Here is a 13,643-nt window from a genome sequence, read left to right as displayed (position 1 = left end):
TCAATCGGATGTCAGCGCTTCCTGAGCAGTCAGGATTTGCGGCGAATAAGGGCGAGGAACATGGCGTCCGTGCTGTGGACGTGTGGCCACAGCTGTGCGGTCTTCTCATGACCGGCGCCCAGGCCAGTGCCCAGGCTGACGGCGTCCAGCACGCTGCCGGCGTCCAGGAGTTCCAGGTCGTCCCGTTTGCGCAGTACGTCGCTGACCACCGCTGTGGTTTCGGCCGGATGCGGCGAGCAGGTTACGTAGGCCACCACGCCGCCGGGCCGCACGGCCGCCAAGGCAGAGTTCAGTAGGTCTCGCTGCAGCGGCCCCAGGTCGGCAAGGTCCTTGGGCGTACGGCGCCAGCGGGATTCGGGCCGGCGGCGCAGGGCTCCGAGCCCGCTGCAGGGCACGTCCACGAGCACGCGGTCAAAAGCGGCAGGCCGTTCCGCCCCAATCTCCCGGCCGTCGCCGGTCCTGACGGTCCAGACGTCCGAAGGCACAGCCGACAGCGCCTGGCTGACCAGTTTGGCCCGGTGCGGGGCGGGTTCGTTGGCGAGGAGCGTGGCTCCGCGTTCGTTCGCCAGTGCACCCAGCAGGGCTGCCTTGCCGCCGGGTCCGGCGCAGAGATCGAGCCAGGCCTCCCCGGCGGTGTTTTCTCCTGTTGCGGCGCTTTCCGCATCCGCCGCGTTTGCGCCACGCCCTGCGTTTTCGCCGCGCCCTGCCTCGAGGCCTGCAGCCGCCAGGGCCCTGGCCACCAGCTGGGAGCCGACGTCCTGCACGCGCGTGGTGCCGGACCGGACCGACTCCAGCCGGCCGAGGTCACCGCCGCTGGAAAGGGCGGACCCTTCCACCAGTTCGCCCGGGACGGCGCCGTTCTCCAGGGCCTCGTCCAGGCTTCCCAGCCCGGGAAGGGCCACCAGGTTGACCACCGGGGCCGCGTTGTCGGCTTCCAGCAGGTCATTGATTTCGCCGACCGGGCGCCCGTGTGCCACCAGGGACTGCCTCAGGGCGCGGACAATCCACTCGGGATGGGCGTACCGGACGGACGCAACTTTGTTCTCGTCCTGCTCGCCGGCAACCAGCTCGTCCAGCCACTCGTCCAGGCTGCGGGCCGATACCTTCCGGAGCACGGCATTGATCAACGCCGAGGGGCCGGCGCCGATGACCGCACGGGCCAGGCCGACCGTCTGGTCAAGGGCCGCGTGTGCGGGTACGCGCATTGCCAGCAATTGGTGGACCCCGATACGCAGGGCATCCAGGACAGCCGGATCCAGCTTGTCCAGGGGCCGGTCCACGCAGCGGGCGAGGATGGCGTCGTACGTGCCTTGGCTCCGCAGCGCCCCGTAGCTCAGTTCGGTGGCGAATCCGGCGTCGCGCCGGTCGAGGCCGTGCTGCCGGATGCGCGCCGGCAGCACGAGGTTGGCATAGGCGTCCTCGGCCGCGACCGCGCGCAGAACTTCAAACGCCACCAGCCTGGCAGGGTCTGCCCTGCGGGTGCGCTGCGACGGTGCGCTCTCGGTGTAGCTGCGCTGGGGGCCGCGGTTGCGCTCCCGGCCCTGCGCATTGCGGCGGCTGGCTCCTCCCCCGCCTGAACCGCCGGTGCCTGAACCGCGCTGGCCGCCGCGGCTGGATCGGCCCTGCCCGGACCCGCTTCTGCCGGAGTCACTCATTGGAATACCACGCTTTCGAGGGATGCCTGGCCGCGCGCCCAGTCGGCGGCGGCCATCATTTTCTTGCCTGCAGGCTGCACCTTGGTGAGTTCGACGGCATGCGAACCCGTACCCACCAGCACGCTCTTGCCGGCCACCGCTAGCTGTCCCGGCTGAACATCGGTGACGTCGGGACGGAGCCGCACCGGCTCAAGCTTCAGCCGCTGGCCATCAAGGGTGGTCCAGGCTCCCGGTTCGGGTGTCACGCCGCGTGCCCGACGGCCCACGGACAGAGCCGGCTCCGACCAGTCGATGCGGCCGTCGTCGATGGTCAGCTTGGGCGCCAGGCTCACTTCCCCCTGCTGGGGAAGCGGCGACGCCGCGCCGGACCCGATGGCGGACAGCGTCTGGGCGAGCAGGACGGCGCCGCTGTGGGACAGCCGTTCAAGCAGTGCCCCGGAGGTGTCCTCCGGGCCGACGGCTTCGGTCAGCGTGCCGATGACAGGGCCCGTATCGAGTCCCTCCTCGAGCTGGAAGGTCACGGCACCGGTGATGTCGTCGCCGGCGATAACGGCCCGCTGCACGGGGGCCGCGCCGCGCCAGGCCGGCAGCAGTGAGAAGTGCAGATTGATCCAGCCGTGCCGCGGAATATCGAGGGCCGCGCGGGGCACCAGCCCGCCGTAGGCGACAATCGCGGCTACATCGGGCCGGGTCTCGGCGATCCGTTCTGTGACGGCTGCGTCCACCCGTGACGCGTGGATGACGTCGATGCCGAGCTCGGCGGCCCGGGCTGCGACGGGCGACGGCGTGAGCACCCGCTTGCGTCCCACCGGCGCGTCCGGCCGGGTCAGCACCGCGACGATCTCGAAGCCGGCGGCCACCAGGGCATCCAGCGAGGGGACAGCTACGGATGGCGTTCCGGCGAAGAGGACCCTCATCCGGCAGCGCCGAAGCTGCCGGTTCCGGACGTTGCTGCCCCGAAGCTGCCGCCGCCGAAACTGGAGCCGACGGTCTTGGCGCGCTTGGCGGTGGTCTGTTCGGTGATGGAGTCGTAGTTGGCGTTGCGGATGGAGCGCAGGGCGGCCTTGCGGTCTTCACCTTCGAGCCGGTCAGTGAAGAGGATGCCGTCCAGATGGTCGGTCTCATGCTGGAAGCAGCGGGCAAGCATGCCCTCCGCCTCCACAGAGACGGGGTTGCCGTTAACATCGACGCCGGTCACCCGGGTGCTGCGGTAGCGGCGGACCGGGAAGCCCAGGCCGGGGATGGAGAGGCACCCCTCCACCTCATCCGGCTGGAAATCCTCACTGTTTTCCAGCACCGGGTTGATGACGTGGCCTTCAACGCCGCCGATCCGGTAGGTGAAGACCCGGAGGCTGACTCCGATCTGGGGCGCGGCCAGGCCTGCGCCCTCCACGTCCTCCATTGTTTCGGTCATGTCGGCAACGAGCCTGGCCAGCTCAGGCCCGAAATCCGTGACAGGGTCGGCAACCGTGCGAAGCACGGGATCGCCGATGATACGGATATTCAGAATTGCCATGTGCAGTCATTTCCTCACGGTGAACGGGTAAACGGGATCCAGTCCAGTTTAGTTGCTGCGGCCTGCCCGGCGGAGATGACGGCGGGAGCGGGTCCGGCCAGCCCGGGCGCGGGAAGGGTCAGGAGAACACCGGCGGCGCCAACGGCAGCAGCGCGGGTCCGGCGCTGACAGTATCCGCCGACATTTCCCACACCCGGCGCAGGGCACAGAACTTCCACCAGTGGTGCTTCAGGACTTCCGGATTAGCGCGGACGGGCCGGACCTCGGTTTCCCCGATCGCGACGGCGAGCAGAACCGGGGTATCGCCGTGCTGCCACGGCTCCCACTCCCCAGCCACGGGATCCACCAGGCTTTCCTCCGCCTTCATGCCGGCAACAAGCTGCATGACCACTTTGTCGTCCAGGGGCTTGACCTGGCCGTCGCGTGTGGTTCCCTTGGTCTTGTAGTCGATGAGGCAGGTGCGTCCATTGATCTTGGCGACGAGGTCCAGTGTTCCTGCGTAGCCCACCGCAGTGTTCCACACGGTGATCTCCGGGGCGATCGGCTCCACCCGGAACAGCTCCCACCACTCATCGAAGCGGGCGGCGAAGGCTTCCTCTCCGTTGGAGGCCAGCGCTTCACGGGCTTCCTTCATCTGGTGCGGCCGGCCGAGGGCACGCAGGGCCACCTGCTCGCAGTAGTAGTGCACCCGGTCCCCGCGCTGCGCAGCCTCGTCCCGGTAGGTTTCGGCCGCCTTGGCCGCACGGTTCACCGCCTGCCGCACCCGCGCAGGGCTGCCAAGGATCTCCGGCAGCGAGGGATCCTTGGCCAGGCTGCTTGCTCCCATGTAGCCGAACCAGCCGTCCAGTCCATGGGCCTGCTGCCCAATGACGGTGGTGATGGAGGGAACCGTGAACTGCTCCGTGGTGGAGCGGGCGTACATTCGGCCATATTCCGTGGCGTGGGCGAGGAGTGGAGCGGTCATGGTGAGACTCTTTCACGGGGGTCAGACATTGATGCGGAAACAGAAAAGCCCGCCCCTCCCAGTTCTATCTCCTGGGCTGAACGGACTTTCCATCGGTGGGCGATACTGGGTTCGAACCAGTGACCTCTTCGGTGTGAACGAAGCGCGCTACCACTGCGCCAATCGCCCCGATGCATTTGAATGCTAGCGGACGATCGCGGGTTAACGGAAATCGGCGCATTGACCCATGGAAAAGCTCACTGGAGCAAGGTGCCCAAGGAACGCCCAAGGCCACAACCAAGAACGGAGCCAGCCACTCCGGGCAGCCGGAACTACACGCCTGTAATTCGAAAATTTCCCTAGAATTCAAGGAAGTACGGCTTCCCAGGCCACATCGCCGGCACTCGATTTGGAGTTTCCCGGAACCTCCTATAGAGTTCTTACTCGTTGGAACGCGACGAACTGCCGAATACGGCAAGGAATCGCGGCTCCGAAATGCGGACGTAGCTCAGCTGGTAGAGCACCACCTTGCCAAGGTGGATGTCGCGAGTTCGAATCTCGTCGTCCGCTCGCAGGACACTGTCACGGCACTGATTTCCCCGGAATCAACGCCTACACGGTGGGTTGGCCGAGAGGCGAGGCAGCGGCCTGCAAAGCCGTATACACGGGTTCGAATCCCGTACCCACCTCGGTGAAAGCCATGGTTTCCGGTGATACCGGAAGCGATGGGCGATTGGCGCAGCGGTAGCGCGCTTCCCTGACACGGAAGAGGTCACTGGTTCGATCCCAGTATCGCCCACCAGAGCAAGGAAACTTGCTTGTAGTTGAACGTTCGGCCACACGGCTGAACTTCAAAAATGCGGACGTAGCTCAGCTGGTAGAGCACCACCTTGCCAAGGTGGATGTCGCGAGTTCGAATCTCGTCGTCCGCTCTCTTGATCCTTAGGGATTCCGAACCCAGGATACCGCCGGTTCTGCCGGCTCCGGGCGATTGGCGCAGCGGTAGCGCGCTTCCCTGACACGGAAGAGGTCACTGGTTCGATCCCAGTATCGCCCACGAAACAAAGCAGCTCCCCGGAGCTGCTTTTTTCTTGCCCTCATGCAGTTTGACAAAGTTTGTCAAGAACTCCTTGGCAGGCTCCGCCTTCGCGGCTAGGATCGAATGCGGAGGAGCGAACTGGCTCCGCGATTGAAGGGAGGTGCTCGTGGGTTTACTTGACGATCTAAAGGGCAAGGCTCAGGGTCTGATCCGCGGCAACGAGCAGGCCATCAAGGACGGCATCACCAAAGCAGGTGATTTTGTCGACGCCAAGACGGGCGGCAAATACACCAGCAAGGTAGATAAGGTCCAGTCAGGCGCTTCCACTCTCGTTGACAAAGCCGACGAGAGGCCTACCCAGGGACCGGCGGACAACGTGCCGCCGGCTGAGAAGGCTCCGTAGCCAGGATTTGCCGGGCTTCGCCCCTAAACGTCAAATAGGTGCCGGTCCCGCCGAGAGGCGGCGCCGGCACCTTTCGTGTTCCCGAAAGAATTCGCGAGTGTCTGCAAAAGCCCGTGTCTGCAAAAGCCCGTGTCTACAGGAGCCGGCGCCTACGACGGCTCGTGGTTCTGGCCTTCGCGGGCCAGTGCTGTAAGCCGGGAGACCGCCCTGAAGTACTTCTTCATGTAGCCGCCGTTCATCATTTCCTCGGTGAACAGCTTGTCGAACGGAACGCCGCTGGCAAGGATCGGAACGTCCTTGTCGTAAAGGCGGTCGGCGAGCACCACAAACCTCAGCGCCACCGCCTGCTCGGTGATGGTTTCCACGTCGCGCCAGACGACGCCGTCCACGCCGTCAAGCATTTTCCGGTAGCGGCTGGGATGGACTCCCGCGAGGTGTGAAATGAGCGTGCTGAAGTCATCCTCGGCAACGGTCTTGCCGTCGAACTCCGCCTTCATGTGGGCGTGGAGTTCGCTGTTCCGCAGCGGTGCCGGCGCAGCCGGAAGGCCGCGGTGGCGGAAGTCCTCGCCGTCAACCCTGATGACGTCGAACTGGTCCGCCAGGACCTGTATTTCGCGCTGGAAATCCACGGCGGCAAACCGGCCGTCGCCCAGGGATCCGGGCAGAGTATTGGAGGTTGCCGCGAGCTTGACGCCGGCGTCGGCCAGTTCCCGCATAAGGCGGGACATCAGGACCGTGTCGCCTGGATCGTCGAGTTCAAACTCGTCAATGCACACAAGCTTGTAGGAGCTCAACGCGTCGACGGTTTTCCGGAAGGACAGGGCTCCCACCAGGTTGGTGTATTCCACGAAGGTGCCGAAGGCCTTTGGGCCGGGGGCAGCGTGCCAGAGCGATGCCAGCAGGTGGGTTTTACCCACGCCGAATCCGCCGTCGAGGTAAATACCGGCGCGGGTCGCGTCCTTCTTGCCAAAGAGCTTCTTGAACAGTCCCCCGCCGTCCCCGGCGCCGACTCCTCCGGCAAAAGCCTGCAGCGCGTTCACTGCCGCCGCCTGGCTTGGCTGCTTCGGGTCGGGCCGGTAGCTTGCAAAGGACACCTGCCCGAACCTGGGCGATGGGTAGAAACCTTTGAGGAGCTCATCCACCGACACCGCCGGCGTCCGGGTGGCGAGCTTTTCGATCTGTACCAAGGTGGTCCATTCTGCTGGTGATTTGTCCCCAGCAAGAATACCGGCATTGGCTGCCCGCCCTGCCGGTATCGCCTTGCTACCCGCAATGCGGTGAGCAAGCACACATTTCGTCCTGTTAACACACAGAAGCATTCGTACCGGCCCGTGGCTAGTGTTGGACCAGTGACCCGCCGTCCCCCGGCGGTCTGACCTGACCGTTTCAGTGAAAGGCCATACGCATGTCCTACCCCGTTGAACAGAACGAAAAGTTCGCCGCCTACGCGCACCCGGAGCGGCTTGTTTCCACCGAGTGGCTGGCTGCGGCCATCGACGCCGGCGCCCTTAATGACGGCAAGCTCGTTGTGGTGGAGTCCGATGAAGACGTCCTACTCTACGAAACTGGCCACATTCCCGGCGCGGTCAAGATCGACTGGCACACCGACCTGAACGACGAAGTCACCCGTGACTACGTGGAGGGCGAGGCATTCGCCGCCCTGGCCGCCGCAAAGGGCATTTCCCGCGACGCTACCGTGGTCATCTACGGCGACAAGTCCAACTGGTGGGCCGCCTACGCCCTCTGGGTCTTCAGCCTCTTCGGCCACGAGGACGTCCGCCTGCTCGACGGCGGCCGCGACAAGTGGATCGCCGAAGGCCGTGCGCTGACGACCGACATCCCTTCCCCGGCCGTGGCCGACTACCCCGTGGTGGAGCGCAACGACGCCCCTATCCGCGCCTTCAAGGAAGACGTCCTTGCCCACCTTGGCAAGCCGCTGATCGACGTCCGCTCCCCCGAGGAATACACGGGCCAGCGCACCCACATGCCTGCCTACCCCGAGGAAGGCGCACTGCGCGGCGGACACATTCCCACCGCAGCGTCGATCCCGTGGGCACGGGCAGCAGCAGAGGACGGCACCTACCGCAGCCGCGCCGAGCTTGAGGCGCTGTACCTGGGCGAGGCCGGACTCACCGAGGGCGACGACGTCGTGGCTTACTGCCGCATTGGCGAACGCTCCAGCCACACCTGGTTCGCGCTCAAGTTCCTCCTCGGCTTCGAAACCGTCCGCAACTACGACGGCTCCTGGACGGAATGGGGCAACGCAGTGCGTGTGCCGATCGCCAAGGGCGCGGAACGTGGCTCGGTACCGGCAGTTGCCGTGAGGTAAGTAGGCGTAAAAAAAGCGGCGGACGGCGACAACCTGCGTAAGCTGGAAGTGATGAGTACTCAAGCACTTCCCACCGCCCTGGCGGAGATTGTCGACGACTTCCAGGCACTGAGCGAGCCCGAGCGGCTGCAGCTCCTGCTGGAGTTCTCCCGCGGACTGCCGGATCTGCCGGAGCGCCTGAACGACCACCCTGAGCTGCTGGAGCAGGTGGTGGAATGCCAGTCGCCTCTTTTCCTCACCATTGAGACGGAAAAGAACGACGGCGGCTCCCCCGCCTTCCGGCTGTTCTTTAAGGCGCCGCCGGAGGCTCCCACCACCCGTGGTTTCGCCGGAGTGCTCCATGAAGGACTGGACGGCCTCACCGCCGAGGAGATCTTGGCTGTACCCGATGACATGCCGGAACTGCTCGGCCTGACCCGCGCCATCACGCCGCTGCGCATGCGCGGGATGACCGCGATGCTCGGGCGCATCAAGCGCAAGGTGGCCGCCGCGGCCAGGCTCTACGCCTAGGAGCCGGACCCCGGATGGCGCGAAAAAACACGTCGCAGGGAACGCCTGCCACAGCCGTACTGGCTGCGGCAGGCGTTTCCTTTAACCTGCACCCGTACAGCCATGATCCGGCCGCGGCCAGTTACGGCATGGAGGCGGCCGAGGTCCTGGGGATCGATCCTGCCAGGGTCTTCAAGACGCTCATGGTGGAGATCGACGGCAAGCTGGCGGTCGGCGTCGTTCCCGTCAGCGGAAGCCTGGACCTGAAAGCGATTGCTGCGGCCCTGGGCAGCAAGAAAGCCGCCATGGCGGACCCGGCGGCGGCTGAACGGCGCACCGGCTACGTGCTGGGCGGAATTTCACCCCTGGGACAGCGGCAGCCCTCCCCCACGGTCGTCGATGAAAGCGCCCTCACCCTGGACACCATCCTGGTGTCCGGCGGCAGGCGCGGCCTGGACATCGAACTGGATCCCCGCGACCTCGTGCGCCTCACCAAAGCCGTCACGGCAGCAATCGGAACAGGCCCTCAGGCGGGCTGAACAGGCTCAGGCTGAACAGGGCCAGGCTGGCCGGGGTCCGGCTGGCCGGGATTTCTGCGCGGGGCCAGTTGCTGCTGCAGCCATGCCCGGACGAGCCCTTCCCAGCGGACCGGGTCGGCGTTCCACTCCTTGGCATGCCGCGCCCCCTCGAAAGGCTCGAATGTGACCATTTCCGGGTTCTTTTCGGCGAGCAGGGCCGACGGCTGGTAGGGAACATATTCGTCGTCCACACTGTGGATGATGAGCGTCGGCGTCCGGAGTTCGACGGCCCGCGACACCCAGTCCATTGATTTCAGGTCCACGGGCGCGGCGAGTCCGGTGAGCCGGCGGCCCACCTTGTGGCCCATCATCAGCTGTCCGTATCGGCCAACAGCTGACGGGATCCGGTTCAGCTCCGCGTGGTGGGCCAGCACGTTCACCCAGTCGATGACGGGTGCGTCCAGGACCATGGCCCGGATGACGTGCCGGTGCTCCGACAGGTCCGCGGTCTGCAGGCAGATGGCGCCGCCCATCGACCAGCCGAAGAGGACAACTTCACGGGCGCCGCGGGCCAGGGCAAAGGATATGGCAGCGTCGATGTCCCGCCACTCCGTCGAACCCAGCCCGTACCGGCCGTCGAATGCTGCCGGCGCCAGGCCGTCGTTGCGGTAGGAAACCAGGAGGTTAGGCAGGCCCAGTTCATGGACCACCCGCGCTCCACGCAGGCACTCCTGCCGGGTGGCCCCGCGCCCGTGGACCATGATGGCCCAGGTCCCGGCATCGGCGTCACCCGGGATCAGCCAGCCGGGCGCCGTTCCGCCCTCAACCTCAATGCCGACATCCTCGGATGCCAGCCCGACGTCGGACGGATGCTGGTACGTGGCGCCTCCCCACCAGCCGCGCCCCGCGGTTTCAAGGTTGCCGCTGTAAACGGCCTCAACTTCGCGCAGCACGGTGCGTTCCGCCGGGGAATAGGACAGGATCCTGCCGATCCGGGCGTGCCCGGCGCCGGCCTCGAAGAAGAGGCTGTACACGCCATTGTGCGTTGTCTCCGGCGTGGCCGCGAGGATGACCTGCAGGTCCCTGCCCTCCCTGATGACCGCCAGGACCTCCTGGTCCGCCGGCCGCACGCGGGCTGGGGTGAGGACGCGGCGGGCAAAGTAGAGCGCGAGCGCGGACGATCCGGCACCGAGCAGGGCTGCGGCAATGCCGCCGGCAATGATTCCCCCGAGTGTCCACTTCGCCCGCAGGGTCATCGCATTGCCCTGGGTAGCAGACGGGGTTGTCACAGCAGCATGCGCGGAATCCATGCCACCCATCTTGACTGATCCAGCCCCTGACGGCACATTCGCGGCCAGATGCCTGCAGGCCACATACGTGCGGACCGAATACCTGCAGGCACAAATACATGCGGGCGTTGGCGGGCGGGACTAGGCTGATGCCATGAGCGATCCAATCGTCATTCTGACTGAAGAGCCGCTGGGTGCGGACGACCGCGTGAACATCGAACGCCTGGTGGACGGAGGTGACGCGCCCCTGGTTGTGCTGGTGCCTGCCAACACGGAACGGCATCTGCTGGTGGATTTCCTCGAGAACCTGTCGATGCTGGACATCGCCAAGGCTTTCCGGGAGGCTGACCGCCCACGCGCCGGACCCTGCGGAGGAACGGGCAGCGGCGGACGCCACGCTGGCCACCTCGGTCAGCGCCCTGGAAGGACTCGGCGGCGGCGTTGCCGGCGAGGTGGTGGACGGCGGCGCCGTTAACGGCCTCGTGGCCAAGGTCAAGGAGCTTGGAGCCGCCCAGGCAGTCGTCGTTACCAGGCCGCATGCCGTGTCGGACACCTTCCATACCGATTGGGCCAACAGGGCGCAGGACAAGCTTGGGCTCCCTGTACTGCATCTGTATGCCGGCTCGGGATTTATCGGGGACTCCTGAGCGTTGGTCCGACTATGAGCACTCCCGAGAAGTCCGACCTCACCAATACCGCCGCAACCCCTGCCGCCGGCCGATCCGATGAAGACTGGCGGCAGGAATTGACGCCGGAGGAGTACCACGTGCTGCGCCAGGCCGGCACGGAACGCCCGTACACCGGCGAATACTGGGACACCCACACCGCCGGCGTCTACAACTGCCGCGCCTGCGGGACCGAACTGTTCACCAGCAAGGAGAAGTTCGATTCGCACTGCGGCTGGCCGTCATTCTGGGCCCCTCTGGCCGAAGGGCGGGTGCGCTACATCCACGACCGCACTCTGGGCATGGACCGCATCGAGGTGCGGTGCGCCAACTGCGACTCCCACCTCGGGCACGTCTTCGAGGGTGAGGGCTACGGAACGCCGACCGACCAGCGTTACTGCATCAACTCCATCTCACTGAAGCTGGTTCCGGCCGCCGACGACGCCCAAGCCTGAGGCTGCCTGGCGCTGCGCCTAGTGGTTAGTCCGACAGCCCCGAGCACTACAGTTTCTTACGCTCAAGCCTATGATCGATTAGGAAGCCTGTCTGCTTGCTACGCTCGCCGTAGAAGCTCAGATAACCCGAAAGGCGAGGCCAGCGATGACCGTAACCGTACACACAGCACCAGCCCGAATCTCCGCAGAACACCCGGAATGGCAGCGCCTCAAGGCCGCGGCCAATGCCCTGCGGGACCTTCAGGCACAGGACGGTTCGATCCCCGACCCGGCCGCCCATGTGGCTGCCCACGGCTACGTCGAAGCCCTTGTCAGCGCCATCGAGGCGCTGGCACCGGCATTCCCCCACGATTCCCTGTACCTGGATCTGGTGTGCCGCGACTTTGGCCGCTGGGCCGGGGCCGGGTTCGGCGTCCCGGATTTCCTGGACTCCCTGCTCGCGTTCCAGCCGCAGGCGGACCGCGAGAACGGCCTGCAGCACCTCGTGGTTTTCCCCATGTACACGCAGAACGGCAGCAGCAGCCGGCTCGTGGAGGCCGTCCTCATCGACGTCGTCTGGCCCGACTTCATTGCAGGCCTGGAACAGGGCGACTACTCAAACCGTCTGTTCGTGCCCATCCGGTTCATCGACTTCACCCCCGGGTATGACACCAACTCCGCCGTGCTCTTCCCCGAAACCGTGGGCGTGCGCGCCACACCCCGGTTCACTTGGGGCGCCATTTTCGCCGACCGGGAAGCGGCGCGCTTCCGCCGGGTCCTGCGGGCCGCGGCCGACATCACTTCGCTTGAGCTGCCGGCGGGGGCCGCGGCACTCCTCGAGGACCAGGAGCTCACCGAAAAAACCTTCGTCATGTGGGACCTGATCCACGACCGCACGCACATGCGGGGGGACCTGCCGTTCGATCCCTTCATGATCAAACAGCGGATGCCCTTTTTCCTGTACTCCCTCGAGGAGCTGCGCTGCGACCTGACGGCCTTCCGGGAATCGGTGAAAATCGAAAAGGACGAGGCAGCGGATCCGGAAGCCCGCCGGCACGCCAAGCTCGTGCAGTACGCCGTCATTTTCGATCGCATCTTCCGGTTCGCCATCACCGGCAGCCGGGTGCGCAACTACGACGGGCTCGGCGGCCAGCTGCTCTTCGCATGGCTGCACCAGCACCGCGTCCTCCACTGGACCGACAGCCGGCTGACCATCGACTGGGAACACGTCGCCGGCATCGTGGTGGAGCTGGGTGCCCGGATCGAGGAACTCTACTGGCGCTCCATCGACCGGCCCAAGACCGCCCACTGGCTGGCGGCCTATGAGCTGATCTCAGGCACCGTCACGCCGAACCCGGCTTCCGTCTGGGCTAAGGGGCCGGGCGCCCTCCCCCTCGACGGGCCGCCGCGGGGCCTTACCGATCAGGTCCTGGACGACGAGTTCCCGCTGTCCATGTTCTACGAAGCCCTGGAAAAGAAGATGCGCCCCGTCATCGAATCCACCGCCGGCATTACCGGCTCCACGGACCCTGCCCTGCCGGCGGTCAGCCCGGCGGCGACCGCAGCATGACTGACGGCAGCAAGACCGGCGCCAGCACGACCGGCGCCCGCCTGACCGACGGCAGTCCACTGCGCGTGCTGGTCACGGGCGGCAGCGGACCTTCGGGAATCGCGGCCGCCCGTGCCCTGCTGCAGGCCGGTTTTGCCGTCTTCACCGTCGGTTCGGACAGGGCACGCATCGAGGCCGCCGCGGAAACCGCGGGCGGCGCCACACCGCTCGTGTGCGACCTCGGCGACCTCGCCGCCGTCCGCGAACTGCACGCAGGGCTCGGGCGCACTGCCGGAAGGATCGACGGCGTCATCCACCTGGTGGGCGGGTGGCGCGGCGCGCAGGGCATCACGGACCAGACCGACGAGGACTGGGATTTCCTGGAGCGCAGCGCTGTCACGACGCTCCGGAACGTGACCCGGGTCTTCTACGACGACCTCGCCGCCTCGCCCTGCGGACGGCTTGCCATGGTGTCCTCGACGTCGGTGGGCAGTCCCGCCGCCGGCGTCGCCAGCTACGCTGCGGCCAAGGCCGCCGCGGAAGCGTGGACCATGGCCGTGGCGGAGGGGTTCGGCCGCGACAGCCAAGCCGACGGCGCCCAGCACAGCGCCGCCGTCGTCATCGTCGTGAAGGCGCTGGTGGACGCAGGCATGCGCAGCAAGCAACCCGAACGGAAGTTCCCCGGGTACACGGACGTGGAGGAGCTGGCCGCGGCCGCCGTCGGACTCTTCAGCCAGACCGCCGCGGAGCTGAACGGGCAGCGGCTGCTGCTGGCCCCGGCGCCCGCCGGCGCCGCAACTACCTAGACTGAAAG

General features: G+C 66.3%; 13 protein-coding genes, 6 tRNA genes and 1 pseudogene. 13 read left to right on the top strand and 7 right to left on the bottom strand.

Annotation, left to right across the window (positions count from 1 at the left end):
• Window positions 1-29 precede the first annotated feature (29 nt).
• The 5 genes from QF036_RS10140 to QF036_RS10120 form a co-directional block, all read right to left on the bottom strand.
• The gene (locus QF036_RS10140) at window positions 30-1,655 is read right to left on the bottom strand and encodes an RsmB/NOP family class I SAM-dependent RNA methyltransferase (protein WP_307101449.1); all 1,626 of its coding nucleotides are present in this window, start codon (window positions 1,653-1,655) and stop codon (window positions 30-32) included.
• Entirely contained in the window at window positions 1,652-2,572 is a 921-nt protein-coding gene (gene fmt, locus QF036_RS10135; RefSeq protein WP_307101447.1) for a methionyl-tRNA formyltransferase, read from the bottom strand. The genes QF036_RS10140 and fmt overlap by 4 nt, the downstream gene beginning before the upstream one ends.
• Window positions 2,569-3,171, bottom strand: coding sequence for a peptide deformylase (gene def / locus QF036_RS10130; protein ID WP_307101445.1), 603 nt, complete (start codon window positions 3,169-3,171; stop codon window positions 2,569-2,571). Before def ends, fmt begins: the two co-directional genes overlap by 4 nt.
• A gap of 118 nt (window positions 3,172-3,289) precedes the next feature.
• A complete protein-coding gene (locus tag QF036_RS10125) occupies window positions 3,290-4,135 on the bottom strand; it encodes a hypothetical protein (RefSeq protein ID WP_003801547.1) in 846 nt (281 codons plus the stop codon).
• A gap of 96 nt (window positions 4,136-4,231) precedes the next feature.
• Window positions 4,232-4,303: transfer RNA gene (locus tag QF036_RS10120), tRNA-Val, on the bottom strand.
• Between the two features lie 308 nt (window positions 4,304-4,611).
• Here QF036_RS10120 and QF036_RS10115 point away from each other — a divergent pair.
• The 6 genes from QF036_RS10115 to QF036_RS10090 all read left to right on the top strand — a co-directional run bounded on the left by QF036_RS10115 (window position 4,612) and on the right by QF036_RS10090 (window position 5,556).
• Window positions 4,612-4,684, top strand: a tRNA-Gly gene (locus QF036_RS10115).
• Between the two features lie 48 nt (window positions 4,685-4,732).
• Window positions 4,733-4,803, top strand: a tRNA-Cys gene (locus QF036_RS10110).
• 38 nt (window positions 4,804-4,841) lie between these two features.
• A tRNA-Val gene (locus tag QF036_RS10105) sits at window positions 4,842-4,916 on the top strand.
• Window positions 4,917-4,973: 57 nt separating this feature from the next.
• A tRNA-Gly gene (locus QF036_RS10100) sits at window positions 4,974-5,046 on the top strand.
• Window positions 5,047-5,099: 53 nt separating this feature from the next.
• A tRNA-Val gene (locus tag QF036_RS10095) sits at window positions 5,100-5,171 on the top strand.
• A 148-nt stretch (window positions 5,172-5,319) separates the two neighbouring features.
• Entirely contained in the window at window positions 5,320-5,556 is a 237-nt protein-coding gene (locus QF036_RS10090) for an antitoxin (RefSeq protein WP_307101442.1), read from the top strand.
• 149 nt (window positions 5,557-5,705) lie between these two features.
• Here QF036_RS10090 and zapE read toward each other — a convergent pair whose 3' ends face one another.
• Window positions 5,706-6,743 (bottom strand): cell division protein ZapE, encoded by a 1,038-nt coding sequence (gene zapE / locus QF036_RS10085; protein ID WP_307101441.1) that lies wholly within the window; start codon window positions 6,741-6,743, stop codon window positions 5,706-5,708.
• A gap of 218 nt (window positions 6,744-6,961) precedes the next feature.
• Between zapE and QF036_RS10080 the strand changes: the two genes are divergently transcribed.
• Genes QF036_RS10080 through ybaK form a run of 3 tightly spaced genes read left to right on the top strand, consistent with a single transcriptional unit; the run spans window position 6,962 to window position 8,913 of the window.
• Window positions 6,962-7,885: a sulfurtransferase gene (locus tag QF036_RS10080; protein WP_307101439.1), complete on the top strand. Its 924-nt coding sequence runs from the start codon at window positions 6,962-6,964 to the stop codon at window positions 7,883-7,885.
• A gap of 51 nt (window positions 7,886-7,936) precedes the next feature.
• The gene (locus tag QF036_RS10075; RefSeq protein ID WP_307101437.1) at window positions 7,937-8,395 is read left to right on the top strand and encodes a SufE family protein; all 459 of its coding nucleotides are present in this window, start codon (window positions 7,937-7,939) and stop codon (window positions 8,393-8,395) included.
• Between the two features lie 14 nt (window positions 8,396-8,409).
• Complete coding sequence (ybaK, locus tag QF036_RS10070; protein ID WP_307101435.1) at window positions 8,410-8,913, top strand: Cys-tRNA(Pro) deacylase; 504 nt, start codon at window positions 8,410-8,412, stop codon at window positions 8,911-8,913.
• On the opposite strand, the gene QF036_RS10065 is transcribed toward ybaK, so the two are convergent.
• Window positions 8,901-10,202, bottom strand: coding sequence for an alpha/beta hydrolase family protein (locus QF036_RS10065; RefSeq protein ID WP_307101434.1), 1,302 nt, complete (start codon window positions 10,200-10,202; stop codon window positions 8,901-8,903). The two genes, ybaK and QF036_RS10065, sit on opposite strands and share 13 nt — an antisense overlap.
• Before the next feature lie 133 nt (window positions 10,203-10,335).
• On the opposite strand from QF036_RS10065, the pseudogene QF036_RS10060 reads away from it, so the two are divergent.
• From QF036_RS10060 to QF036_RS10045, 4 genes and pseudogenes are all read left to right on the top strand, one after another.
• Window positions 10,336-10,828 (top strand): annotated as a pseudogene (locus tag QF036_RS10060) (hypothetical protein).
• A 14-nt stretch (window positions 10,829-10,842) separates the two neighbouring features.
• On the top strand, window positions 10,843-11,301 hold the full coding sequence (gene msrB, locus QF036_RS10055; protein ID WP_307101432.1) for a peptide-methionine (R)-S-oxide reductase MsrB: 459 nt from the start codon (window positions 10,843-10,845) through the stop codon (window positions 11,299-11,301).
• A gap of 145 nt (window positions 11,302-11,446) precedes the next feature.
• Entirely contained in the window at window positions 11,447-12,850 is a 1,404-nt protein-coding gene (locus tag QF036_RS10050; RefSeq protein ID WP_307101430.1) for a DUF6421 family protein, read from the top strand.
• Complete coding sequence (locus tag QF036_RS10045) at window positions 12,847-13,635, top strand: SDR family oxidoreductase (protein WP_307101428.1); 789 nt, start codon at window positions 12,847-12,849, stop codon at window positions 13,633-13,635. The genes QF036_RS10050 and QF036_RS10045 overlap by 4 nt, the downstream gene beginning before the upstream one ends.
• Window positions 13,636-13,643 lie beyond the last annotated feature (8 nt).

The sequence above is a fragment of the Arthrobacter globiformis genome, from assembly GCF_030817195.1.
Taxonomy (GTDB): Bacteria; Actinomycetota; Actinomycetes; order Actinomycetales; family Micrococcaceae; genus Arthrobacter; species Arthrobacter globiformis_D.
The sequence above is the reverse complement of the archived record's forward strand: the minus strand, read 5'-3'. Positions and strand labels throughout refer to the sequence as shown.